Below are 24,041 nucleotides of genomic sequence, written 5' to 3' on the forward strand. Positions count from 1 at the left end.
CCCGGCCAGTAGACACCGGTATCAGGGCTTCCAGATGACATCTGTCAACTGGTGCCGGATGGACGGTGGCTACGCTGACTGCCATGACGCGAGCTGACAACGACACGCCGGTGGTGCTCTCGAAGATCTACACCAAGACCGGTGACGACGGCACGACCGCCCTGGGGGACATGAGCCGCACCCGCAAGACCGACCCGAGGCTCACGGCGTACGCCGACGTGGAGGAGGCCAACGCCGCCATCGGGATCGCCCTCGCCACGGGCGGCCTGTCCGAGGAGGTCGCGGCCGTCCTCAGCAGGGTGCAGAACGAGTTGTTCGACGTCGGCGCCGACCTGTGCACCCCGGTCGTGGAGCAATCGGAATTTCCGCCGCTGCGGGTCGAGGAGCCGTACATCGCCTGGCTGGAGGAGCAGTGCGACCGGTTCAACGCGGAGCTGAAGCCGTTGCGGAGCTTCATCCTGCCCGGCGGCGCTCCGGCCACGGCCTTCCTCCACCTCGCCCGCACAGTCGTACGGCGGGCCGAGCGGTCGGCCTGGGCGGCGCTGGAGGCGCACGACGACGTGAACCCTCTGACGGCCAAGTATCTGAACCGCCTGTCCGACCTGATGTTCATCCTCTGCCGAGTGGCCTCCGCCGGCGACGAGATCCTCTGGAGGCCCGGCGCCACCCGCTAGCACAGTCACCCCGAGGGGCGCGCCGCCGATCTGGACTGAGGAGCCGCGTGGGAGCGAAGCGACCAAGCGGCGACGAGGACTGTCCTGTGCGCGCGCCTCCGGGCACGACCCGGCGGGTGTGAGCGCCCCGAGCGCCGCGCCGGAGGCGCGGCAATTTACGCGGCGTCGAGGTGGGCGCCCCGAGCGCCGCGCCGGAGGCGCGGCAATTTACGCGGCGTCGAGGTGGGCGCTGGGCGGGGCGGACTCGAGCCAGGCGAGGAAGCCGGTGAGGGCATCCTCGCTCATCGCCAGGGACAGCGGGCCGCGCTCGGCCGAGCAGACGACGGTCCAGTAGCCGGCGGGCCCCTCACCCGTGTCGAGCATCCTCCGGCTGGAAACGGTGAGGCCGCGCCTCGCGATCGCGTGGCGCGGCCTCAGACCGAGTCCCAGGAACGGAATCCAGTGGAGCTCTCCCCCTACGTAGCGGGCGACCCCGCTCTTCCAGCCCCCCTGGCCGTCCCGTACCCGGCAGACGATCGTGCCCCGGGCCCGTGCCAGGACGAAGCCCCGGATGACGAGGAGTGCGGCCACGGCGAAGACGCCCGCGAGTATCCCAAGCGCCGCCAATGCCGCCCTCCTCCTGTTGTCAGACCTCTTCGCCGGCCGCCCGCAGCCGGGCCGCCGCACGCTTGGCCTGCAGTCGTGCGTCCGCGTCCTCCTGGTCGGCCTCGATCGAGGCCTGCGCACGCTGCAGCGCGTCCTTCGCCCGCGCGACGTCGACCTCGGAGCCGAGCTCGGCCGCCTCCGCCAGAATCGACACGTCGTTGTCGGCGACGGAGATGAATCCGCCGTGCACCGCGGCCACGAGGTCGCCTTCGTCGCCGCGCTTGACGCGCAGCACCCCGCCCTCGACGAGGACACCGAGAACGGGAGCGTGGTTCGGCATAATACCGATCTCGCCGTCCACGGTCTTGGCAATCACCATGTCGGCGTCGCCCGTCCAGATCTCACGTTCCGGCGACACGACGCCCACGCGAAGCTTTGCCACTTCACAGCTCCCTTTCGACGGACGCCTGTACGGCCGGCCGATGCCGTGCCGTACAGGCGTCGAAGGCGTCCTAGCGCTCGAGTTCCTTCGCCTTGGCGATGGCCTGCTCGATGCCGCCGACCATGAAGAAGGCCTGCTCGGGCAGGTGGTCGTACTCGCCGGCGCACAGGCCCTTGAACGAGGCGATGGTCTCGTCCAGCGGCACGAACTCACCCGGCTGGCCGGTGAACGCCTCGGCGGCGTACATCGGGTGGGACAGGAACCGCTCGATGCGGCGCGCCCGCTGAACGGTGACCTTGTCCTCTTCGGAGAGCTCGTCGATGCCCAGGATGGCGATGATGTCCTGCAGTTCCTTGTACTTCTGCAGGATCCGCTTGGTCTCCTGGGCGACCGCGTAGTGCTCCTCACCGATGATCTGCGGGTCGAGGATCCGCGAGGAGGAGTCGAGCGGGTCCACCGCGGGGTAGATGCCCTTCTCCGAGATCGGCCGGGACAGAACGGTCTGCGCGTCGAGGTGCGCGAACGCGTTGTGCGGGGCCGGGTCGGTGATGTCGTCCGCGGGCACGTAGATCGCCTGCATGGAGGTGATCGAGTGACCGCGGGTGGAGGTGATGCGCTCCTGGAGCACGCCCATCTCGTCGGCGAGGGTCGGCTGGTAACCCACGGCGGACGGCATACGGCCGAGCAGCGTGGACACCTCGGAACCCGCCTGGGTGAAGCGGAAGATGTTGTCGATGAACAGCAGCACGTCCTGCTTCTGCACGTCGCGGAAGTACTCCGCCATGGTCAGAGCGGACAGCGCCACCCGCAGACGGGTGCCCGGGGGCTCGTCCATCTGGCCGAAGACGAGGGCGGTGTCCTTGAGGACGTCCGCCTCCTCCATCTCCAGCCAGAGGTCGTTGCCCTCACGGGTGCGCTCGCCGACGCCCGCGAACACCGAGGTGCCCGAGAACTTCAGCGCGACGCGGCGGATCATCTCCTGGATCAGAACGGTCTTGCCGACGCCCGCGCCGCCGAACAGACCGATCTTGCCGCCCTTGACGTACGGCGTGAGCAGGTCGATGACCTTGATGCCGGTGGGCAGCATCTCCGTACGGGCCTCGAGCTGGTCGAACGCCGGGGCCGGACGGTGGATCGGCCACCGCTCGGTGACCTGCAGCGTCGCCTTGTCGGCGTCGAGCGGCTCGCCCAGGGCGTTCCACACGTGGCCCTTGACGGCGTCGCCGACCGGCACCGAGATGGCGGCGCCGGTGTCGGTGACGGCCGCGCCGCGAACCAAGCCGTCGGTGGGCTGCATGGAGATGGCCCGGACGATGTTGTCGCCGAGGTGCTGGGCGACCTCGAGGGTCAGCGTCTTGGCCTCGCCGCCGAGCTCGACGTCGACGGTGAGCGCGTTGTAGATGTCCGGCATGGCCTCGACGGGGAACTCCACGTCGACGACCGGACCGGTGACGCGGGCGACACGGCCCACGGTGGTCTCAACAGTCTGTGCGGTCATTTCACTCTTTCCCCGCTGCGGCGTCAGCCAGCGCGTTCGCGCCACCGACGATCTCGCTGATTTCCTGGGTGATCTCGGCCTGACGCGCCTGGTTCATCTGCTGGGTGAACACGCGGATGAGCTCGTTGGCGTTGTCGGTGGCCGACTTCATCGCGCGGCGCCGGGCGGCGTGCTCGGAGGCGGCCGACTGGAGCAGCGCGTTGTAGATGCGCGACTCGATGTAGCGCGGCAGCAGCGAGTCGAGCACGTCACCGGCCGTCGGCTCGAACTCGTAGTAGGGCGGGATGCCCTCAGGGGGCGTCTCCGCCTCCTCGACCTCGAGCGGCAGGATCCGCTTGACGATCACGTTCTGCGTCAGCATCGAGACGAACCCGGTGTAGACGATGTGGATCTCGTCGATCCCGTCCTCCGCCTTGAACGCCTCGATGAGCGTGTCGGCGATCTCCTTGGCGTTGCCGTACGACGGCTGGTCGGAGAAGCCGTCCCATTCGCCGAACAGTTCCCGGCCGCGGAAGCGGTGCCAGGTGATCCCCTTGCGGCCCACGACGTACGGCTTCACGGCCAGGCCCCGCTCGACGAGGTGGCCCTTCAGCGCCTCGGCCTCACGGAGAATGTTGGCGTTGTAGCCGCCGGCGAAGCCGCGGTCACTGGTGACGATCAGGACGCCGGCCGTGGCCGGCCGCTCCTTGGCCACCGTGAGCGGGTGGTCGACGTTCGTCGTGTTCGACAGGACCGCCGACACCGCGTGGGTGATCTCCCGCTCGTACGGCACGGCCGCCTGCATCCGCTGCTGCGCCTTGACGATGCGCGACGAGGCGATCAGCTCCTGCGCACGGGTGATCTTCGCGGTGGACTTGACCGACTTGATCCGCCGCCGCAGCTGTCGAAGCTGGGCACCCATGGGTTACTTCGCCTCTGCCTTGCGAACGTGCCTGACGACCTTCTCCTGGCCGACCTCGCTGGCGTCCAGCGCCCCCACCGGCTCGTCGTTGACGAGCAGCTCACCGCTGGAGGTGGTGAAGCCCTTCTTGAACTCCGTGATGGCGTCCTTGAGGGTGGTCACCGTGTCGTCCGTCAGCTCCTTGGTCTCGCGGATGCTGTCGAAGACACCCTTCTGGGCGGTCCCGAGGTAGTCGAGGAACTCCGCCTCGAAGCGGCGGATGTCCTCGACCGGCACGTCGTCCAGCTCGCCGGTGGTGCCGGCCCACACCGAGACGACCTGCTTCTCGACCGGGAACGGGCTGTACTGCGGCTGCTTGAGCAGCTCGACCAGGCGGGCGCCGCGCTCCAGCTGGGCGCGGGAGGCCGCGTCCAGGTCGGAGGCGAAGGCCGCGAAGGCCTCCAGGTCGCGGTACTGCGACAGCGACAGACGGAGCGTACCGGCCACCTTGCGCATGGCCTTGACCTGGGCGGAACCACCGACTCGGGAGACCGAGACACCGACGTTGATCGCCGGGCGGACACCGGCGTTGAACAGGTCGGTCTCCAGGAAGCACTGGCCGTCGGTGATGGAGATGACGTTGGTCGGGATGAACGCCGACACGTCGTTGCCCTTGGTCTCGATGATCGGCAGACCGGTCATCGAGCCGCCGCCCATGTCGGCCGAGAGCTTGGCGCAGCGCTCCAGCAGACGCGAGTGGAGGTAGAAGACGTCGCCGGGGAACGCCTCACGGCCCGGCGGACGACGCAGCAGCAGCGACACGGCGCGGTAGGCGTCGGCCTGCTTGGTCAGGTCGTCGAAGACGATCAGCACGTGCTTGCCCTGGTACATCCAGTGCTGGCCGATGGCCGAACCGGTGTACGGGGCGATGTACTTGTAGCCCGCGGGGTCGGAGGCCGGAGCGGCGACGATGGTGGTGTACTCCAGCGCGCCCGCCTCCTCGAGGCGGCCCCGCACCTGGGCGATCGTGGAGCCCTTCTGGCCGACGGCGACGTAGATGCAGCGAACCTGGCGGTTCGGGTCGCCGGAGAGCCAGTTCTCCTTCTGGTTGAGGATGGTGTCGACCGCGATCGCGGTCTTGCCGGTGCCGCGGTCGCCGATGATCAGCTGACGCTGGCCGCGGCCGATCGGCGTCATGGCGTCGATCGCCTTGAGGCCGGTCTGCAGCGGCTCCTTCACCGGCTGGCGCTGGACCACCGAGGGGGCCTGCAGCTCGAGGGCGCGGCGGCCCTCGGCGGCGATCGGGCCCTTGCCGTCGAGCGGGTTGCCCAGGGGGTCGACCACACGGCCGAGGAAGTCGTCGCCGACCGGCACCGACAGGACCTCGCCGGTGCGGCGGACCTGCTGGCCCTCCTCGATGCCGCTGAAGTCGCCCAGGACGACCGCGCCGATTTCGCGGACGTCGAGGTTCAGCGCCAGGCCGCGGGTGCCGTTCTCGAACTCGAGCAGCTCGTTCGCCATCGCCGAGGGCAGGCCGGAGACATGGGCGATGCCGTCCCCGGCGTCGACGACGGTCCCGATCTCCTCGCGCGCGGCACCTTCCGGCTCGTACGCCTGGACGAAGCGCTCAAGGGCGTCCCGGATCTCGTCCGGCCGGATCGTAAGCTCCGCCATCTCTTTCTTGTCTCCCTATTCGCCTCAGCCGGCCAACCGGCGGCGGACTTCTTCGATACGTCCGGCGATCGTGGTGTCGATGTAGTCGTCTCCAACCCTCACGGAGAACCCACCGAGCACCTCCGGGTCCACCTCGACGTTCAGGTGGACGTCTCGCCCGTAGGTGGCTCGCAGCCATGCCGCGAGCCGCTGCTTCTGCTGCTGCGTGAGAGGCACCGCGCTGCGGACCACGCCCACCAGGCGCTCGCGCGCCCGCGCGACGATCCAGCCGAACTCCTCCAGTGCCGTCTCCAGGCTACGTCCCCGCGGGTGCACAACCGCCTGCGTGACGAGCCGTACGGTGGAGGGAGCGGCCTTCCCGCCGAGCAGCGTCGCGAGCAGGTCGCGCTTGCGCTCGGCCGGGACGGCCGGGTCGCTGAGCGCGCGGCGCAGCTGCGGGTTGGCGGCGAGGATGCGGCCGAAGCGGAACAGCTCGTCCTCGACATCGTCGAGGCGGCGCTCCGACTCGGCCTCGGCGGCCGCGGACATCACGCCGATGCGCTCCAGGGCGTCCGGCAGGTCGCCGGCCCTGGACCACTTGGCCCTGACCGCGGCGACCGCGATCTCCAGCGCTGCGTCGCCGACCTTGCCCTGCAGCAGGGAGCGCAGGACGCTCTCCTTCTGCTCGGCCGGGCGCGAGGGGTCGGAAAGACCCCGCCGCAGCCCGTGCTCGCGGTCGAAGAGGTCGGCGACGGCGAACAGCTCCTCGGCGAGGGCGCCGAGGTCGGCGGTCGCGGCGGCGGTGTTGAACCGCTCCTCGACCTCCGTGAGGGCGGTCCTGCTGAGGCCACGCATCAGCGGACCGCCTCCGGCCGGCCCTCGAGCTCTTCGAGGAACCGGTCCACGATGCGGCGCTGGCGGGCCTCGTCCTCGAGCGACTCGCCGACAATCCGGCTCGCCAGCTCGGTGGACAGACGCCCGATCTCGCCGCGCAGCTGGGTGAGCGCCTGCTGACGGTCGGTCTCGATCTGGGCGTGGGCCGCCTCGATGATGCGCCGCGCCTCGACCTGGGCCTCCTCGCGGAGCTCGGCCTTGAGCTGGGCGCCCTGCTCACGGGCTTCCTCGCGCAGGCGAGCCGCCTCCTGGCGGGCCTCCGCGAGCTGGGCCCGGTACTGCTCCAGAGTCCGCTGGGCTTCGGCCTGGGCGTCCTCGGCCTTCTTGATGCCGCCCTCGATAGCCTCGGTCCGCTCGGCCAGCGTCTTCTGGATGCGCGGGGTGAGGATCTTTCCGACGACAATGAAGACGACGAGGAAGGCGAAGCTGCCGACGACCAGCTCGTAAGAGTGCGGGATGAGCGGGTTCTCCGCTCCCTCGGCCGCGAGGACCGTAGCTGCCAGTGTCATGGGGTGCAGCCTTCCTTTATGGTCGCCTTACTAGATGGCCCGGAAGATGAACGGTGCGACGAGGCCGATGAGGGCCAGCGCCTCGGTGAGAACGAAGCCGAGGAGCATGTTCTGGCGGATGAGGCCGTACGCCTCCGGCTGACGGGCGATGGCCTGCACGCCCTGGCCGAAGATGATGCCCACGCCGATGCCGGGGCCGATGGCGGCAAGGCCGTAACCGATGGCGGTGACGTTGCCGGAGACCTCAGCGAGAATGCTCATTGCCTGATTCCTTTACTGGTCGGCCGGTGAGTAGTTCACCGGTCTGGTCTACGTCAGTGGGGACTCGATGCTCTGTGGTGCGCGGTGCTCTGGTGCCCAGCGCTCTGTGGTGCTCAGTGCTCGGGGTGCAGCGAGCCGCCGATGTACATGGCGGCGAGCAGCGTGAAGAGGAACGCCTGCAGGAACTGGATGAACATCTCGAAGCCGGTCATCACGACCGCCATGAGCACGCCGACCAGGCCGAGTCCCGAGCCGAGAGGCGTCAGCTTCTCGAAGAGGAACCAGAAACCGACGGCGCTGAAGAACGCCAGGATCATGTGGCCCGCGAACATGTTCGCGAAGAGTCGGACGGCGTGCGTGAACGGCGCCAGGATCAGGTTCGACACGAGCTCGAGCGGCGCCAGCAGGAAGTAGATCCCCTTCGGCAGTCCCGGCGGGAACATCATGTTCTTGAAGTAGCCGCCCAGGCCCTGGTGCTTGATGCCGAGGTAGATCTTGATCACGTAGACCACGACCGCGAACACGATCGCGAACGCGATGTGCGAGGGCACCGGAACCTGGATAAGCGGGATGACGCCGAAGAGGTTCCACAGCAGGATGAGGAAGAACATGCTGAGGAGCATCGGCATCCACCGCTCGGCGTCCTTGCCGAGGAAGGGACGGGCGACCTGGTCACGGACGAACTGGTAGCCCATCTCGCCGAGGTTCTGCATGCCCCGGGGCACAAGCTTGGGGTTGGCGAACGCGCTCCACGCGAGGGCGCACACCACGATGGCGCCGATCAGGGCGAACACCACGGGCTTCGTCAGCCAGGCCGGCGCGCCTTCGTACAGCGGCGGGAAGTTGAAGATCTCCGGTCCAGGCGCCTGGAAGTCGTCGGCGACGAGCACAAGGGGGGTCACCTGGCCACCCCGCCTACCCGCTCGGGCCCGAATGCCCGAAGCATGTGCTTGTTCGTCCGTTCGCTACGCTCGCGCACGGGCGTTCCCTTCAGAGTGATCGATCAACAGAAGAGCGTGGGAACCGGGCCGGTTCTCAGCGGCAGTGCTTCCAATAGACGAGGTAGCCCGCGAGTACGACCCCAACAATGACGCCTATGGGGACGAACGCATAAACGCCGGTCCACCGGCTCAGCAACCAGCCGAGGCCGCCCCACACCAGAATCCCGGACAGCAGATAGCTCGGGACGGACCAGGCGGCGTCGGCAAAGTCGCGGCCGTCGGTCTCGGGCCTGCGCTCCTGTTCGCTCATTGCGCCACGACGATAGCAGGAGCCATGCGGACTAGTCATATCGGGCTGCTCCGTACGCATGGTCATCCGCGACCCTGCCCCGGAACCTTCGTCTCGGGCTCCACATAAAGCAGCTTGAGTTTCATGAATCCGCGCATCTCACCGATCATCCACGCGAGCGTGCAGCAGATGACGCTCAGCGCGAACATGCGGGAGTCGAACGCGGTGACGCCGTCAAAGGCGATCATCAGGGCCATGACCGCGAGGATCTTGATGACGTAGCCCACCACGGCCGCCGCCATCATCGCCATGGGCGAGATTCGACCGGCCCAGGAGACGACGACCAGGCCGACGGTGAAGAAGGCGGCGACGAGGACGACACCGATGCCGGCGCCCAACGCGCCCTTGGCCCCGGTCGTGAACACCGCGACGAGCGCGGCGAGGAGACCGACGATCAAGGTCGGCACGGCGGCGCCCTTCAGAACGCGCACGTCGTTGGCCTGCAATGGGACTCCAGAATCGGTTGTCAAACGAGCGATTGCTACCTACTGGGGCGTCGTTGGCCTCGCCCCTTGCTAGTGAAAGCTATCACAAGCCCCGGAGTGCCGCCTTTACCTGGCGTTTCGGGTCGGCACCGACCTGCGGGGACGGCTCAGAGGAAGGTCCCTGTGTCGGCGCGGGACGTGGTGGGAGGGACGCCCGGAGAATCGGGGGCGTCCTGCCCGGGGTACGGATGCCGGCCGTGGGCGGGGAGCCTGCCGGGAACCGGCTGCCCGGGCGCGGTCTGACCGGGAGTGACCGGAGGGGCGGGCGGTGGAACGACGGGGAAGACCAGCGTGTCGTGCTCCGTCGTCAGGCGCCTGGCGGGGCCGGAGCCGGACGATCGGGTCCCGGCCGGATGCGCTCCGATCCCCTGGTCGCCCTTCTGGTCCTGCGCGGCGGTGCGGCGCGATCGCCACCGGGGCAACCCCATGATCACCAGCACCGCCACCGCGAGCACGATCGTCAGCGGGAACACGATGAGCGGCACACCGCCGATCGACAGGCCGACGATCGCGAAGGCGAACAGGAACGTCCACGCGTACATGATCAGCACGCTGCGCCGGTGGGAGTGGCCGATGTCGAGCATCCGGTGGTGCAGGTGGCCGCGGTCGGGCGCGAACGGCGACATCCCGGCCGAGGTCCTCCGGATGACCGCCATGATCAGGTCGGCCAGCGGCAGCACCACGACCGCGATCGGCAGCACCAACGGCAGGATCACCGGGAACCGGTTGAGCTTGCCGACGACCGCGTCCGGCTCCACCGACGACAGGCTCGTGATCAGCGAGGTGGCGAGCAGCAGCCCGATCAGCATGGCGCCGGTGTCGCCCATGAAGATCTTGGCGGGGTTGAAGTTGTGCGGCAGGAATCCGGCGCACATCCCGATCAGGATCGCCGCGATGGCGGCGGTCGCGCTGATGCGCGACCCGCTCGCGGTCTGCGACAGCACGATCGAGTACGTGAAGGTCGCCATCGCCGCGATGCCGACGATCCCCGCGGCCAGGCCGTCGAGTCCGTCGACGAAGTTCACCGCGTTGATCACGACGACCACGATCATGATGGTGAGGATCGTGTACAGGGTCGTGTCGAGGGCCCGTGAGCCGCCCATGAACTGGGGCAGCGGCAGCCAGGGAAGGAACACGTTGAAGTAGACGAGCAGGCCGCCCGCGGCCGCCTGGCCGCCGAGCTTGACCAGGGCGTCCATCCCGAGCCAGTCGTCCAGGAACCCGGTGATGACGATCAGACCGCCGGCCGCGAGGAGAGCGATGACCGTCCGGCCGGTCTGGCCGCTGTTGAAGGCGCCGCCGACGTACGGCAGGTTGCTCGCCACCAGCAACGCCGCCGCCATTCCGCCGAACATCGCGAGCCCGCCCAGGCGTGGGGTGGGGACCGTGTGCACGTCCCGCTCCCGCACCTCGGGGGCCGCGCCGATGCGCAGCGCGAACGCCCTGACCGGCGGCACCAGCAGGTAGGTCACCGCAGCCGCCACGAGCGCCAGAAGCAGATATTCGCGCACGGACCTAGTTTCCTGGATAGGCGGATCAGTTGTGACGGGCAAAAGACATAGATCGCCCTATCCCTGACGGGGATATGCCGGATGCGTCGCGGTCAGCCCCTTTACCCGTTCGAGGACCGACGTTATCGCACCCGGCCGCCGGATGGCCCGGACGATGAGAGACGCGATCTCCGTCATTTCCGCCGTGCCCGTGGTCCGGGCGGTCACGCGGAGGGCGTGACGAGCATGATCCCGGAGGTCACGTCCCCCGGCGCCGGGTCGTACGAAAAAGTGTGGCCGAGCTCGGCTGTGCCGGCCGGTCGGCCATGGGCGATGCGGCGCCGCGCTCCAGCTTTCGAGCCGGGACGGCCCGGCTCGAATAGGCCGCGTACGCCGCCAGGATGGCCGTGGCACCGCTGTAACACGGCACGATGACGTTGATGCCCAAACAACCGCTTGGCTCGATCTACGGCCGTCTGCTGGGCGTGACCGGCCACCTCCGGAGGTGCGCATGGCCCGGTTGCGCCTCGGCGTACCTGCCGTCGAGCGCCCTCGCCACCGAGCCCCCTTCTCGTCGGGCATCCTTCTCGTCGGGCACCGAGCCGATCACGGCGGAAACGGCGGGCGAGGTGTCGCCGCTGGTCAGGAGGTGAAGGCGTGCGGCGCGCCGGCCTTTCCCGGTATCCAGCGCGGTGTGTCCGCGGCCTGGTCGCTGATCGCCGTGAGCACCGCCTGGCGGTACATCCCGATCCGGTTGCGCCATTCGGCCAAGTCCTTGACGTACCGGTCGGCGACTGGAGCGTCCCACACGTCCCTGCTCCGCGACATCTCGTACGGCTTGTCCAGGGACTTGGTGAGCTGGTCCATCAGGGGGACCACCCGCAGCCACAGGTCGACGAGCTTCTGGTACTCCGGGTTGAACACCCACCCCGTCGGCTGCCCGCCGGGCGAGAGCAGGTCGGTGCTCGACGGTGCCGGCGGGGTCTCCCCCGGCTGCAGCGGAGTCGGCGCCGGCGGGTCGACGTAACTCACGATCGCGCCTCCTGTGCGAAGCCGGCGAGAACGCCGGAGACAGTCATTCCGTGTCCTGCCGCGGGCATCCCGGCGGGACACGGCCCGGCACCTCCCAGCCGGCCACCCGGCCCGGTGCCCCCGGCCGGACCGGCCTTCCGCGGTCCCACGGCCCGGAGCGGCCCGTCCGGTGGCGTCGCTCGTGCTCGCACCGTCACTTCTCCGGGTCCGGCCTGCTGATCTCGACGACCTCGGAATGCCCCGCGGGCCCGTCGGGCTGGACTTTCCTCGCCACCCGGTCGCCCTCGCCCCAGTCGCCTTCCCGGGCGCGGACGTCCGTCATGTCACCGGGCTCGATGTCCCGATGATGGTCCGCCGGTATGCCCGGCACGGCCTCGTCGTGCGGGTGACGGGCCGGGTAGGTGAGTGCGTCTCCAGGCCGCGTGTCGTGTGCGCCCGCACCATGCCAGTTCACGCCGTGCCGGTCCAGGCCATGCCCGTCCGGGCCGTGCATGCCCACACCATGCCGGTCCGCGCGGTGTCCGTCCAGGCCATGCCCGTCCGGGCCGTGCATGCCCACACCATGCCGGTTCGCGCGGTGTCCGTCCTGTGGATGCGTCCCAGCGCCGTCCCCGACGGCCGCGCCCGTGGCGGCGTCGTTGTCACATGCTCGCCCGTTCGCATCCAGCGTGCCGGCAGTGCCGGAGGCCGCGTGTGTCCCTTGAGACGTCGCAGGCCCGGCGGCCGCCGTACCGGTAGAACCATCCGTAGCCGCGGGTTGCGCGGTTCCGGTCGTTGGAGGTGGAGCAGCCGTACCCGCCGGATGCGCCGTGCCGGTGGCCGCTCCAGCCGTGGCTGCCGCCTGCCCGGTATCGCTCACGCCGGTGGTGTCCCCCGCCTGCCCGACGCCACCGGCATTCACGGTGTCCGCGGGCTGCGCGGTTCCGGTCGTTGGAGCGGCAGTACCCGCCGGATGGGCGTTTCCTGCCGTCGCAGGAGTCGTAGCCGCATGAGTCGCGCCCGGGGCACCGGCGGTACCGATCGAATCAGCCGTGCCTGTCGACGCGTTCGTGCCTCCCACTGCCGAAGGCGAGGTGTCGGCCGCACCCACCGGAGGCGCGGTCCCGGCCGCCGCAGGCGCCGTTGTCGCGTGAGCCGTGGTCGGATGAGTCGTGCCCGTGGCACCGGCTGTGCCCGTGTGATTCACGGGGCTCGTCGCTGTGGCACCTGCCGAGGTGTCGCCCGTGTACGCATGACCACCGGTGCTGGCCGCCACCACGCCGTGGCTGGAGGGGGCGGTTGCCTGCCCGGCACTGGGATCATCCGGCGCGTACGGTTCACCGGAGAGGTTGTCGGCGGGGGTGCCGACGTAGGCACCCATGGGGTCGCCCGGTGCGAGGCCCGGTTGCGGAGGCCGGTTCGCGGCCGGATTCGTCGGCTCGGCGGGCGGTATCAACCCGGGCGGTCCGTCCGGGTGCGCGCCGACATAGCCCGTCGTCTGCACGTCCACGTTGGGCGTGTCCGTCGCGCCAGGATGGATCATCGGCGTGCTGACGACCTTGACGCCATCGACGACGGTCACCTGCCGACCGGCGGGGTCGATGTCGTCGGGATGATCCTTGCCGGGGGTGTCGTAGATCTGCGAGTCGTTTCCGCCTGTGGGAGGCTGCTCCCCCGCCGCCTTCGAGCCGACCGGTGCCCCCTGCCCCGAGTTCTGGTCCTGTCCCTGGGCGACGGGCTGCTGCCCGCCGTCCGTCTGGCTCTGACCTGCGCTCTGGCCGTCATTGACCGGCTGCGCGTGGCTCACGCCTACACCCTGGCCATCAGCGACCGGCTGACCCACACCGACGCCCTGGCCATCACCGACCGGCTGACCGACGCCAACGCTCTGACCATCGGCAACCGGCTGACCCACCCCCACAGGCTGCTGAACCTGACCAGCACCAGCGCCCTGACCATCAGCAACCGGCTGACCAACACCAACGCCCTGACCATCACCAACCGGCTGACCCACACCCACAGGCTGCTGAACCTGACCAGCACCAGCGCCCTGACCATCGGCAACCGGCTGACCAACACCGACGCCCTGACCATCAGCGACTGGCTGACCCACACCCACAGGCTGCTGAACCTGACCATCAGCAACCGGCTGACCCACGCCAACGCCTTGACCATCGGCAACCGGCTGACCAACACCAACGCCCTGACCATCAGCAACCGGCTGACCAACACCAACGCCCTGACCATCACCAACCGGCTGACCCACACCCACAGGCTGCTGAACCTGACCAGCACCAGCGCCCTGACCATCGGCAACCGGCTGACCAACACCAACGCCCTGACCATCACCGACCGGCTGGCCAACACCGGCGGGTTGCCGTACTTGACCATGGCCGCCTGCTGCACCTGCGTCGCCGGCGCCGCCCGCACCGGTGGCCGGAGCCGTGCCCGTGCCCGTATGCGTACCCGTGCCGTCGGCGAGGTGGGCCGGTTGGTGCACCGGGGCGGGCATCTGGGGCAGGGAACCCTCGACCGTGCCATAGAGGGGCTTGCCCGCGAGCTTCCCTTCGGTCCCGCTACGGCCTGCGCCGCCACCGTCCGCCCTGGTCTCGCCGTCGGTGGCGCCGTGCGCCCGGTGGGAGGTCTCGCCCTTGGAGGCGGCGCCGGAGTCATCCGAGTCGCCGGCATGCGACGGGGTGCGGGGGGTGTCCTGCTTGTCGTGGGCCGTCTTGACCTCGGACTTGTGTTCACCCGCTTTGCCGTCAGGCGTCGCATGAGCGTTGTGGTCGGACTTGTGCTCGACCTTGTGGTCGGACTTGTGCTCAGCCTTGTGGTCGGACTTGTGCTCAGCCTTGTGGTCGGACCTGTGCTCAGCCTTGTGATCGGACTTGGCGTCGCCCTTGTCACCGTGCGCGTCGGACTGCGGCGCCGGATCGTCCGCCGGCATGGTGGTGTCTCTCTCCTGCGTGAAGGAGGCGCCGTTGGCCACGGGGACCTTGCCCGTGCTCTGCTGTTTCTCTTTCTTCTCCAGCTGGACCACGCGATTCGTGACGTCCTTGACCATGGACGAGCATGCGTCGGCGACCTGCGACGGCCGGTGGGTCACGTGCACGGAGACGCCGGCCGTACGCGTCAACTGGGTGACCTGGGCCTCGATGCCGTCCATCTGCTTCGCGGCATGCTGAATCTCCGACAACAACTCACGGACGAGCTTCGGATCCATCCCGTCGAGCTTGGCCATGGGCGCGCCTCCACAGAGATATCGGCGCACCTCACGGTAGCCGGGCCGACATCAGTAAAGAAGCCCGATAGCCAGACGGCATCGATCGCCCTGGTCAGAGCCGTGACGGCGTCTCGCCTGCCGAGACACGCGTCCGGATCCCGGTCACTCCTCGGTCGCGAGGTATCCGACGACGCCGCGGATCTTGTCCACGGGGATCGCGCCCTTGCGCAACACCCGGGGCACGGCGGTCGTCAGGTCGACGATCGTGGACGGCACGCTGTCGCCGCAGGGGCCGCCGTCGAGATAGACGTCCACCGAGTCCCCGAGCTGCTCCTCGGCCTCGGCCACCGTGGTGGGGGCCGGGTTGCCGGACCGGTTGGCGCTGGAAACCGCCATCGGTCCCGTCTCCTTGAGGAGATCCAGCGCGACCTGGTGCAGCGGCATGCGGACGGCGACGGTTCCCTTGGCGTCGCCGAGGTCCCACGACAGCGACCGGTTGGCCCTGAGGATGAGCGTCAGCGGCCCGGGCCAGAAGGAGTCCACCAGGTCCTGTCCGTACGTCCCGAGACTCTCCACGAGCGCGTTGGCGGCTCGTACGGTGCCCACGAGGACGGGGACGGGGATGTCCCTGCCCCGGCCCTTCGCCTCAAGCAGCGCGTTGACGGCGGAAGGGGTGAAGGCGTCGGTCCCGATCCCGTAGACGGTATCGGTGGGCAACACGACAAGCTCGCCCCGCCGTACCGACGCGGTCGCCTCGGCGAGTCCGGTCATCCGCTCAATCTGGTCGGCACAGTCAAACCGTCGGCTCACGGGGCCTATCCTGCCACGTGTCCCGCCCGGCTCCACCGCCGCGTGGCCACTGGCCTGGCCGCTCGATCAGTCCTGTGTCAGCCGGGCCGTGACGAACCGGTCCCGGCCGGTGAGGTCCTGGCGCAGCCGTACGTCGCGCCAGCCGTTCTCCTCGGCGAACAGCCAGTAGACGGCGTTGCCCTGTTGATCGGCGTGCTCGACCACGGCGAACCCGCCCGGCCGCAGCAGGCGCCGCGCCGTGCGCTCGACGGCTCTCACCTCGTCCAGCCCGTCCTCCCCCGACCCGTACAGGGCCCGCGAGGGGTCGTAGTCGCGCACCTCGGGGTCGCGGGGGACCGCTCCAGGCGGGATGTACGGCGGATTGGAGATGACCAGGTCCACCTGGCCGTCGAGCTCGGGCAGGCAGTCGGCCAGGTCTTCCGGGTGCAGAGTGGTGCGGCCCTCGCCGTGTTCGAGGATGTTGCGCTTGGCCCAGCCGTACGCCACGGGGTCGATCTCGACGGCGTGCACCTGCGCCAGGGCGACCTCCTGCGCGATCGACAGCGCGATGGCCCCGGAGCCGGTGCCGAGATCGACCACGACGGGAGAGGCGACGTCCATCTCGCGCAGGCGGTCGATCGCCCAGCCGGCCACGACCTCGGTCTCCGGCCTGGGCACGAACACGCCCGGTCCCACCTCCAGCGAGAGGTAGCGGAAGTAGGCCCGGCCGGTGATGTGCTGCAGCGGCTCGCGCGCCTCGCGCCGGGCGACGCCCTCCCAGAACCGCGCGTCGAAGTCGGCGTCCTTGACCGTGTGCAGCATGCCGCGCGTGACGCCGTGCACGAAGGCCGCGATCTCCTCGGCGTCCGTTCGGGGTGACGGCACTCCCGCCTCGGCGAGCCGGGCGGTGGCGAGGGCGATTTCGTCGAGCAGGAAGGTCATGGTCTCTTACGGCACGGGTCTCGCGGCTGAGCCTCGGGTTCGTCGGTCCAGGCCTGTGGCTAGTCGGTTCAGGCCCGGGGTTCGTCGGTCCAGGCCCGGGGTTCGTCGCTCCAGAGGAGACGGGCCACCGGGCCGGCCCACGGTCGTCTGCGGACCCACGTCCATCACCGCTGCTCCCATCGTCCCCTCATCAGGCTCCTCGCCGCATGCTCACGAATGAACGGCCAGCTTCTCCGCGAGTTCGGCGTCGAGCAATGCCTGTATCACCCCGTCGAGATCGCCGTCCAGGACTTGGTCCAGGTTGTAGGCCTTGTAGCCCACGCGGTGATCGGAGATGCGGTTCTCCGGGAAGTTGTAGGTGCGGACCCGCTCGGAACGGTCGACCGTGCGCACCTGCGACTTGCGCTCGGCCATGGCGGCCGCGTCGGCCTCCTCCTGCGCCATCGCGAGCAGCCGGGCGCGCAGGATGCGCAGCGCCGACTCCTTGTTCTGGAGCTGGCTCTTCTCGTTCTGGCAGGAGACGACCACGCCGGTCGGCAGGTGCGTGATCCGCACGGCCGAGTCGGTCGTGTTGACGCTCTGCCCGCCGGGGCCGCTGGAGCGGAACACGTCGATGCGCAGGTCGTTGGGGTCGATCTGGACGTCGACCTCCTCGGCCTCGGGATAGACGAGCACGCCGGCGGCCGAGGTGTGGATGCGGCCCTGCGACTCGGTCACCGGCACCCGCTGGACACGGTGCACGCCGCCCTCGAACTTGAGCCGCGACCAGACGCCCTCCCTGCCCTTGATGGCGACGGTGACGTCCTTGTAGCCGCCGAGGTCGGAGTGCTGCGCGTCGATGATCTCGGTTTTGTAGCCGACCCGCTCGGCGTACCTGAGGTACATCCGCAGGAGGTCTCCGGCGAACAGGGCCGACTCCTGGCCGCCCTCACCCGCCTTGATCTCCATGATGACGTCCTTGTCGTCGTTCGGGTCGCGCGGGACCAGGAGACGAGTGAGCTTCTCCTCCAGCACCGGGATGCGGCCCTCCAGCTCGGCCGCCTCCTCCGCGAACGCCGGGTCCTCCGCACCGAGTTCGCGCGCGGCCGCGAGGTCCTGCCGTACGCCTTCGAGCTCCCGGTACGTCGCGACGATCGGCGTGAGCACCGCGTAACGCTTGCCGTACGTCCGCGCCTTGCTCTGGTCGGCGTGCACGGCGGGGTCGGCGAGCCGCAGTTCCAGATCCGCGTACTCACTCATGATCTCGTCGAGGTTCACCGCACGCTCCTTTTGCTCAAGCTCCTCGGTAAAGGCCGTAATCACCAAGAACGCCGACCCGGAGACGCCCCAAGTAAGGGGCGCCCCCGAGCCGGCGTCCTGGAGGAGCTACTTGCTCTGGGCCTTCTTGCCGAAGCGCGCCTCGAAGCGCGCCACCCGGCCACCGGTGTCGAGAATCTTCTGCTTGCCCGTGTAGAAGGGGTGGCAGGCGGAGCAGACGTCGGCGTGGATCGCGCCGTTCTTGGCGGTGCTACGCGTGGTGAAGGTGTTCCCGCAGGTGCAGGTCACCTGCGTGACCACGTACTCCGGGTGGATGTCGGGCTTCATGTCTCAGTCCTAACGCTAGGCGCGGTCGCCGGGTCGCTCCGTCTGTCACGGCCTGCGCGCATCGGCACACCCAAGATGCGCGGCGCGGGAACCGGTACCGCTGCGGTTCGGCTACCAGTGTGCCAGATCCTCCAACCATCCCAGGCCACGGACTATTCCTCGGGGACCGCTCGATCATCGGTCCAGGTCAGGCCCGCCGCAGGTACGCGAGCACGGCGAGGACGCGGCGGTGGTCGCCGGGAGCGGGGTCGAGACCGAGTTTGAGGAAGATCTGCGAGATGTGCTTTTCGACAGTGCCCTCGCTGACGGCCAGCCGGGACGCGACGGCGGTGTTCGACCTGCCCTCCGCCATGAGCGCCAGCACCTGGCGCTCCCGCCCGCTGAGCGCGTCGAGCCCGGCCCGGCGGCGGCCCAGCAGCTGGACGACCACCTCCGGGTCGATCACCGTGCCGCCCGCGGCCACCCGCCGCACCGCCTCGACGAACTCGCCGACGTCGGCGATCCGTTCCTTGAGCAGGTATCCCACGGCGGCGGCGTCCGCGCCGATCAACTCGGTCGCGTACCGCTCCTCGACGTACTGCGAGAGCACCAGGACGGGGAAACCCGGCCGTCCGGCCCGCACCTCGATCGCCGCGCGCAGCCCCTCGTCGGTATGTGTCGGCGGCATCCGGACGTCGGCGATCGCGAGGTCGGGCTCATGCTCGGCGACGGCAGCCACGAGACCGGGACCGTCACCCACCCCGGCGACGGTCTCGATCCCCGCATCCTCCAGGAGCCGTGCCATGCCCTCCCGCAGGAGCACGGCGTCCTCCGCGATCACCACGCGCACGGCCTCACCCTACGCACTCCGTTCACCAGGTGCAGGGCAGCTCGGCGCGCACGACCGTCGGCCCTCCCGGGGGGCTGTGCACCGACAGCACGCCGTCGATGGTCGCGGCGCGGTCGGCCAGACCGGCCAGGCCACCGCCCGGCACGGCCACCGCACCGCCCTTCCCGTCGTCGCGGACCTCGACCACCACCTGCGCCTCCCGGCGGCGTACGGCGACCGACGCCTCCGTCGCGCCGGAGTGCTTGGCGGTGTTCGCGAGCGTCTCGGCCACGACGAAGTACGCGATGGTCTCCACGGCGGGCGGCGGCCGGTCCGGGAGCTCCACCCGCACGTCCACCGGCACCGGCGCGCGGGCGGCGAGCGCGGACAGGGCCGCGTCGAGGCCGCGGTCGGTGAGGATGGCGGGGTAGATCCCGCGGGCGAGGTCGCGCAGCTCCGCGATGGCGGCCTTCGTCCCCAGGTGCGCGCCGGCGACGAGCTCGCGTGCGGCCGCCGGATCCTCGTCGAACTTGCCAAGCGCCCGCCCGAGGTCGAGGGCGACGGACAGGAGTCTCTGCTGGGCGCCGTCGTGCAGGTCGCGCTCGATGCGCCGCCGCTCGGCCTCGGCGGTGTGGACGCCCCGGGCCCGGCTGGCCCGCAGCCGCTCCGCCTGGGCGCGCAGCCGGGCCGGCTCGTCGACGCCGAGGAGGACGGCCGCGATCGTCGTGTGCAGCCACGCCATCGCGCGCACCGCGTACATCGCCACGACCAGGATCGCCAGACCGAGCAGCGTCCACAGCAGCGATCCGGGCCACGCACCGTACTGGAGACGCACCCCGGCCCTGGTCTCCAGCCCCAGCAGGGCGGCGAACGGCCCGGCGGCCAGCGTCAGCCCGCTCCCCCACAGCGTGAGCGACACGAAGCACTCCAGCGCGCCCAGCGGCAGCAGCAGGAACAGATAGCCGAGGTCCTTCCAGGTGGCGGGGTCGCCGAACAGCCAGTCCACCTGCCGCATCACTCCGGCGCCGCGCGGGCGGGGGCGGTACGGGTCGGCGATCCGCACGCCGAGTGCGAGCCGGAGCAGCCGGCGCTCCAGCATCGCGGCCCCGCGCCAGGTGAGCATGGTGAGGACCAGCAGTGGAATCCCCGCCCAGACGAGGACCAACACGGCCGACGCGGGGATGGCGATTGCCGCGAATGCCACCCAGAGCGCGCCGAAGAACACGCTCACCAGCAGGTACGGCGCGGCGCGCCACGTCATCGGATCGAGCGCGACGCCCAGGGGCCCCAGCCGCCAGGTCCGCACCCGCTTCCCTGACGGCCGATGGCCGGCCGTCGTTTCGGCGCTCATCGCCACCTCCCGCCCTCCCGTACGGCACGCGCCGTGCCGCACACGGCACGCGCGTTTCCCATCGAGCCGCGCTCCCGGCGTCCTCGACGGCCGGAGCCTCCCCCTCGCGCGCTCCCCCACAGCCTGCCAAGCCGAACACCCGGAGGGAACGGGGCGAACCCTCGCCGGCTCATGGGGGACAACCCGAACCCGGGGCTGGGGAGTGTCTGACACATGCTGTCCGTCGCGCGCGGCGGGGCCATGATTCGCCAGAGGAAACTACCTGACGGGCGGGCCGGAAACGCCGACGCCCCGGACGGCGTGGCCGTCCGGGGCGTCGGTCGAAAGGGCGTCAGTCGCGGTCGTTGCTGACCGTGGTCTTCTGCACCTGGAGCAGGAACTCGGCGTTGGACTTGGTCTCCTTCATCTTCTCGAGAAGGAGCTCCAGCGCCTGCTGCATGTCGAGCGCGTGGAGGACACGGCGGAGCTTCCAGACGATGGACAGCTCCTCCTTGGCCATGAGGATCTCCTCCTTGCGGGTGCCGGACGCGTCCACGTCCACCGCGGGGAAGATGCGCTTGTCCGCGAGCGACCGGTTGAGCTTGAGCTCCATGTTGCCGGTGCCCTTGAACTCCTCGAAGATGACCTCGTCCATCTTGGACCCGGTCTCGACAAGAGCCGTGGCGAGGATCGTCAGCGAGCCGCCGTTCTCGATGTTGCGGGCGGCGCCGAAGAACCGCTTCGGCGGGTAGAGCGCGGTCGAGTCGACACCACCGGACAGGATGCGGCCGCTCGCGGGCGCCGCGAGGTTGTACGCGCGCCCGAGACGGGTGATCGAGTCCAGCAGGACGACGACGTCGTGACCCAGCTCCACGAGCCGCTTGGCCCGCTCGATGGCGAGCTCTGCGACGGTGGTGTGGTCCTCGGCCGGGCGGTCGAAGGTCGAGTGGATGACCTCGCCCTTGACCGACCGCTGCATGTCGGTGACCTCTTCCGGACGCTCGTCCACGAGGACGACCATCAGGTGGCACTCCGGGTTGTTGCGCGTGATCGCGTTGGCGATCGCCTGGAGCACCATGGTCTTGCCGGCCTTGGGCGGCGACACGATCAGGCCGCGCTGGCCCTTGCCGATCGGCGAGACGAGATCGATGATCCGCGTGGTCAGGACGTTCGGCTCGGTCTCCAGGCGCAGGCGCTCCTGCGGGTAGAGCGGCGTGAGCTTGTTGAAGTCGGGCCGCTGACGGGCCTGCTCCGGGTCCATCCCGTTGACGGTGTCGAGGCGGACGAGGGCGTTGAACTTCTCGCGCCGCTCGCCGTCCCGCGGCTGCCGGACGGCGCCGGTGATGACGTCGCCCTTGCGCAGGCCGTTGCGGCGGATCTGGGCGAGCGAGACGTAGACGTCGTTCGAGCCAGGCAGGTAGCCGCTGGTCCGCACGAAGGCGTAGTTGTCGAGGATGTCCAGGATGCCGGCGATCGGGATCAGGACGTCGTCCTCGCTGATGACCGGCTCGTTGCTCTCGAAGCGGTCACGCCCGCGGCGGCCGCGCTCGCGGAAGCGGCCACGGCGCCCGCGGCTGTCCTCGCCCTGCTGGTCGCCCTTGCCGTCGGCGCGGTTGTCCGTGCGGTTGTCGCCGCGGTCGCCCCGGTCCCGGTTGTCTCCGCGGTCGCCCCGGTTGTCTGCGCGGTTGTCGGAGCGGTTGTCGCCGCGGCCCTGCTGGTCACGACGGTTCTGGCCGTCTCCGGCGTCGGCGGCGCGCTGGTCACCGCGGTCGCCGCGGTCGCGGCCCCGCTCCCCCCGCTCGCCGCGTGTACGGCGCTCGCGGCGGTCGCCGCGCTCGGGCCGCTCGGCGCGGGTCTCGGACTGAACGGCCTCGGCCTGCGGCTCGGCGACGGCGGCGACGCCGTTCTGCGCGGCCTCGGCGGCCACGGCGGGCGCGGCCTCGACCACGGGACGCTCCTCACGAGCCGCGACGACGGGCTCGGCGGCGGGCGTGGCGGCGGGCGCGGCCTCGGGTGCGGGCGCCGCGGCGGCACGGGAACGTTCCCGGCGGCCACGGGCTGGGCGCTCGGCGGCGGGCGCTTCGGCGGCGGCCTTCGGCTCCGCCGCGGTTTCTCCCGATCCACCCTGCTTTTCCTGGATGGCCGCGATGAGCTGGCTCTTGCGCATCCGTCCGGTCCCCGTGATGCCGAGGCTGGTCGCCAGAGCCTGGAGCTCGGGGAGCACCATGCCCGCCAGGCCCGTGCCGGAGCGACGTCGCGGACGGGCCGGGGCGGAAGTGGGGGTGTCGCCGGCGGCCTGGCCGTCGGAGAGGAGTTCGGTGGTGTCGCTCAACTAAGGGTCCTTCCCAGGGGTCGGGCGCCAGAATCGTGCGTCCAGGCGTCCCGGTGATGCGACCCGGCGGGACAGACCGGGTCGGGCTTCGCGAATCTCATGTGTCGATGACCCTCGGGATTCGCGAGCGGTAGGTGCCCGGGGGCGATCCCCCGGATTGCCGCCACCGACCAGATGTCTTGGTGGTTCGAACGCGCATGTCTCCGAATACGCCGCCTCCGGTCGTGCCACTCAAAGGTATGCAGACTGGAGGAAACGGTTCCGGGGAAATCGCCCTGCCCGCGTCGAAGGACGCGAAGCGAAGTGCAGCGATGTGCGAATGACAAGCACGCACCCAACACGGGGGCACCTGGTGCGGCTATCAGCCTAACATCACCAGCGCGCACAGCTATTCCCTGAAGGTCGAAGAAGTATCAGCGTGTCTCGGGAAACCGAACGTACGCACCAAGCGGGTCGACGTTCATTGGCTGGATGTGCCAGTCATTACCCACTTCTGGCGCGATCGAATCCTTGGTTTCCCGTGTCGTCAGCGCGAGAACCGTCGGACCGGCTCCCGAGACGACGGCGGGCACCCCGGCCTCGCGGAGCCGTCGCACCAGTTCGGCTGTGCGCGGCATCGCGGGTGCGCGGTACCTCTGGTGCAGGCGGTCCTCTGTGGCGGCGAGCAGGAGATCCGGTTCCGGTCTCCGCGTCAACGCCGCGACGAGCAGAGCCGCTCGCCCCGCGTTGGCCGCCGCGTCCGAATGCGGTACATCCTTCGGCAGCAGCCCCCGAGCCTCCTCCGTGGACAACCGGAACTCCGGGATCAGCACCACCGGCCGGACATCCTCGTGCGGAGTCAGTTTCACCATACTCGCAGCCCCCGACTGGTCCGTCCAGGCGATGGTGAGTCCGCCCGCAAGGCACGGCGCCACGTTGTCGGGATGCCCCTCCAGCTCGGTGGCCAGCGCGAACACCTCGCCGTCCGGCAGATCCCCCGCGCCCCGCGAACGTACGAGGGCGCGGGCGGCGAGGATGCCGGCGCAGATCGCCGCCGACGACGAGCCGAGCCCCCGCGCGTGCGGGATCCGGTTGCGGCAGCGCAGCGCGATGCCGTCCGGCTGGGCGAAGCCCATGCGATCGAACGTGGCGCGCATGGTCCTGATGACGAGGTGTCCCTCGCCCCCGTCCAGCTCACCGGCGCCCTGGCCCTCCACGGAGATCCGCACGCCGGGCGAGCCGGAGATCTCGGCCTCCACCTCGTCGTACAGGTCGAGCGCGAGGCCGAGGCTGTCGAAGCCGGGGCCGAGGTTGGCGCTCGTCGCCGGCACGCGGACGACGACGCCGTGACTTTCCGTCAATTCTTCACCTGAACCCTTTGC

The 24,041-nt window shown here is 69.9% G+C and carries 23 protein-coding genes; 1 reads left to right on the forward strand and 22 read right to left on the reverse strand.

The annotated features are described in order from the left end of the window. Window positions 1-83: 83 nt before the first annotated feature. Window positions 84-674: a cob(I)yrinic acid a,c-diamide adenosyltransferase gene (locus tag AB0O28_RS25925; protein WP_363644388.1), complete on the forward strand. Its 591-nt coding sequence runs from the start codon at window positions 84-86 to the stop codon at window positions 672-674. A 207-nt stretch (window positions 675-881) separates the two neighbouring features. Here the strand turns inward: AB0O28_RS25925 and AB0O28_RS25930 are convergent, their stop codons facing one another. From AB0O28_RS25930 to thrB, 22 genes are all read right to left on the reverse strand, one after another. Then, the gene (locus tag AB0O28_RS25930) at window positions 882-1,280 is read right to left on the reverse strand and encodes a DUF2550 domain-containing protein (RefSeq protein WP_193206729.1); all 399 of its coding nucleotides are present in this window, start codon (window positions 1,278-1,280) and stop codon (window positions 882-884) included. A gap of 19 nt (window positions 1,281-1,299) precedes the next feature. Further along, window positions 1,300-1,701 (reverse strand): F0F1 ATP synthase subunit epsilon, encoded by a 402-nt coding sequence (locus AB0O28_RS25935; RefSeq protein ID WP_363644390.1) that lies wholly within the window; start codon window positions 1,699-1,701, stop codon window positions 1,300-1,302. Window positions 1,702-1,771: 70 nt separating this feature from the next. Then, on the reverse strand, window positions 1,772-3,199 hold the full coding sequence (gene atpD, locus AB0O28_RS25940; RefSeq protein WP_363644392.1) for a F0F1 ATP synthase subunit beta: 1,428 nt from the start codon (window positions 3,197-3,199) through the stop codon (window positions 1,772-1,774). A 1-nt stretch (window position 3,200) separates the two neighbouring features. Further along, a complete protein-coding gene (locus AB0O28_RS25945; RefSeq protein ID WP_363644394.1) occupies window positions 3,201-4,100 on the reverse strand; it encodes a F0F1 ATP synthase subunit gamma in 900 nt (299 codons plus the stop codon). Between the two features lie 3 nt (window positions 4,101-4,103). Further along, on the reverse strand, window positions 4,104-5,753 hold the full coding sequence (atpA, locus tag AB0O28_RS25950; RefSeq protein WP_363644396.1) for a F0F1 ATP synthase subunit alpha: 1,650 nt from the start codon (window positions 5,751-5,753) through the stop codon (window positions 4,104-4,106). Between the two features lie 24 nt (window positions 5,754-5,777). After that, a complete protein-coding gene (locus tag AB0O28_RS25955) occupies window positions 5,778-6,587 on the reverse strand; it encodes a F0F1 ATP synthase subunit delta (protein ID WP_363644398.1) in 810 nt (269 codons plus the stop codon). Beyond that, the gene (locus AB0O28_RS25960; protein ID WP_363644400.1) at window positions 6,587-7,135 is read right to left on the reverse strand and encodes a F0F1 ATP synthase subunit B; all 549 of its coding nucleotides are present in this window, start codon (window positions 7,133-7,135) and stop codon (window positions 6,587-6,589) included. Before AB0O28_RS25960 ends, AB0O28_RS25955 begins: the two co-directional genes overlap by 1 nt. Before the next feature lie 30 nt (window positions 7,136-7,165). Continuing rightward, on the reverse strand, window positions 7,166-7,396 hold the full coding sequence (gene atpE / locus AB0O28_RS25965; protein ID WP_363644402.1) for an ATP synthase F0 subunit C: 231 nt from the start codon (window positions 7,394-7,396) through the stop codon (window positions 7,166-7,168). A gap of 113 nt (window positions 7,397-7,509) precedes the next feature. Then, window positions 7,510-8,298: a F0F1 ATP synthase subunit A gene (gene atpB / locus AB0O28_RS25970; RefSeq protein ID WP_363644404.1), complete on the reverse strand. Its 789-nt coding sequence runs from the start codon at window positions 8,296-8,298 to the stop codon at window positions 7,510-7,512. Between the two features lie 133 nt (window positions 8,299-8,431). Beyond that, a complete protein-coding gene (locus tag AB0O28_RS25975; protein WP_363644406.1) occupies window positions 8,432-8,647 on the reverse strand; it encodes a hypothetical protein in 216 nt (71 codons plus the stop codon). A 62-nt stretch (window positions 8,648-8,709) separates the two neighbouring features. Beyond that, window positions 8,710-9,132: a hypothetical protein gene (locus AB0O28_RS25980; RefSeq protein WP_363644408.1), complete on the reverse strand. Its 423-nt coding sequence runs from the start codon at window positions 9,130-9,132 to the stop codon at window positions 8,710-8,712. Window positions 9,133-9,278: 146 nt separating this feature from the next. Continuing rightward, entirely contained in the window at window positions 9,279-10,682 is a 1,404-nt protein-coding gene (locus AB0O28_RS25985; RefSeq protein WP_363644410.1) for an MraY family glycosyltransferase, read from the reverse strand. A 621-nt stretch (window positions 10,683-11,303) separates the two neighbouring features. Continuing rightward, a complete protein-coding gene (locus AB0O28_RS25990; protein WP_363644412.1) occupies window positions 11,304-11,693 on the reverse strand; it encodes a hypothetical protein in 390 nt (129 codons plus the stop codon). 193 nt (window positions 11,694-11,886) lie between these two features. Continuing rightward, on the reverse strand, window positions 11,887-14,913 hold the full coding sequence (locus AB0O28_RS25995; RefSeq protein WP_363644414.1) for a hypothetical protein: 3,027 nt from the start codon (window positions 14,911-14,913) through the stop codon (window positions 11,887-11,889). Window positions 14,914-15,057: 144 nt separating this feature from the next. Next, the gene (locus AB0O28_RS26000; RefSeq protein ID WP_363644416.1) at window positions 15,058-15,666 is read right to left on the reverse strand and encodes an L-threonylcarbamoyladenylate synthase; all 609 of its coding nucleotides are present in this window, start codon (window positions 15,664-15,666) and stop codon (window positions 15,058-15,060) included. Window positions 15,667-15,771: 105 nt separating this feature from the next. Further along, window positions 15,772-16,626 (reverse strand): peptide chain release factor N(5)-glutamine methyltransferase, encoded by an 855-nt coding sequence (prmC, locus tag AB0O28_RS26005; protein ID WP_363644418.1) that lies wholly within the window; start codon window positions 16,624-16,626, stop codon window positions 15,772-15,774. A gap of 210 nt (window positions 16,627-16,836) precedes the next feature. Continuing rightward, window positions 16,837-17,883, reverse strand: a complete 1,047-nt coding sequence (prfA, locus tag AB0O28_RS26010; protein ID WP_363644420.1) for a peptide chain release factor 1 — start codon at window positions 17,881-17,883, stop codon at window positions 16,837-16,839. 108 nt (window positions 17,884-17,991) lie between these two features. Beyond that, window positions 17,992-18,210 (reverse strand): 50S ribosomal protein L31, encoded by a 219-nt coding sequence (gene rpmE / locus AB0O28_RS26015; protein WP_142560350.1) that lies wholly within the window; start codon window positions 18,208-18,210, stop codon window positions 17,992-17,994. Window positions 18,211-18,397: 187 nt separating this feature from the next. Next, window positions 18,398-19,039, reverse strand: coding sequence for a response regulator transcription factor (locus tag AB0O28_RS26020; protein ID WP_363644422.1), 642 nt, complete (start codon window positions 19,037-19,039; stop codon window positions 18,398-18,400). A gap of 22 nt (window positions 19,040-19,061) precedes the next feature. Then, complete coding sequence (locus AB0O28_RS26025; protein ID WP_363644424.1) at window positions 19,062-20,369, reverse strand: sensor domain-containing protein; 1,308 nt, start codon at window positions 20,367-20,369, stop codon at window positions 19,062-19,064. 331 nt (window positions 20,370-20,700) lie between these two features. Further along, window positions 20,701-22,680 (reverse strand): transcription termination factor Rho, encoded by a 1,980-nt coding sequence (gene rho / locus AB0O28_RS26030; RefSeq protein WP_363644426.1) that lies wholly within the window; start codon window positions 22,678-22,680, stop codon window positions 20,701-20,703. Window positions 22,681-23,093: 413 nt separating this feature from the next. Then, window positions 23,094-24,020, reverse strand: coding sequence for a homoserine kinase (thrB, locus tag AB0O28_RS26035; protein ID WP_363644428.1), 927 nt, complete (start codon window positions 24,018-24,020; stop codon window positions 23,094-23,096). Window positions 24,021-24,041: the final 21 nt, after the last annotated feature.

The organism is Microbispora sp. NPDC088329, assembly GCF_040685655.1.
Classification (GTDB): Bacteria; Actinomycetota; Actinomycetes; order Streptosporangiales; family Streptosporangiaceae; genus Microbispora.

Bases quoted from the DNA above. Each gene is read 5' to 3' on its own strand.
- prmC (WP_363644418.1), bottom strand. From the start codon at position 16,626: ATGACCTTCCTGCTCGACGAAATCGCCCTCGCCACCGCCCGGCTCGCC.
- AB0O28_RS25995 (WP_363644414.1), bottom strand. From the start codon at position 14,913: ATGGCCAAGCTCGACGGGATGGATCCGAAGCTCGTCCGTGAGTTGTTG.
- AB0O28_RS26025 (WP_363644424.1), bottom strand. From the start codon at position 20,369: ATGAGCGCCGAAACGACGGCCGGCCATCGGCCGTCAGGGAAGCGGGTG.
- AB0O28_RS25960 (WP_363644400.1), bottom strand. From the start codon at position 7,135: ATGACACTGGCAGCTACGGTCCTCGCGGCCGAGGGAGCGGAGAACCCG.
- AB0O28_RS25945 (WP_363644394.1), bottom strand. From the start codon at position 4,100: ATGGGTGCCCAGCTTCGACAGCTGCGGCGGCGGATCAAGTCGGTCAAG.
- AB0O28_RS25955 (WP_363644398.1), bottom strand. From the start codon at position 6,587: ATGCGTGGCCTCAGCAGGACCGCCCTCACGGAGGTCGAGGAGCGGTTC.
- AB0O28_RS26000 (WP_363644416.1), bottom strand. From the start codon at position 15,666: ATGACCGGACTCGCCGAGGCGACCGCGTCGGTACGGCGGGGCGAGCTT.
- atpA (WP_363644396.1), bottom strand. From the start codon at position 5,753: ATGGCGGAGCTTACGATCCGGCCGGACGAGATCCGGGACGCCCTTGAG.
- AB0O28_RS25975 (WP_363644406.1), bottom strand. From the start codon at position 8,647: ATGAGCGAACAGGAGCGCAGGCCCGAGACCGACGGCCGCGACTTTGCC.
- atpD (WP_363644392.1), bottom strand. From the start codon at position 3,199: ATGACCGCACAGACTGTTGAGACCACCGTGGGCCGTGTCGCCCGCGTC.
- AB0O28_RS25925 (WP_363644388.1), top strand. From the start codon at position 84: ATGACGCGAGCTGACAACGACACGCCGGTGGTGCTCTCGAAGATCTAC.
- rpmE (WP_142560350.1), bottom strand. From the start codon at position 18,210: ATGAAGCCCGACATCCACCCGGAGTACGTGGTCACGCAGGTGACCTGC.
- atpE (WP_363644402.1), bottom strand. From the start codon at position 7,396: ATGAGCATTCTCGCTGAGGTCTCCGGCAACGTCACCGCCATCGGTTAC.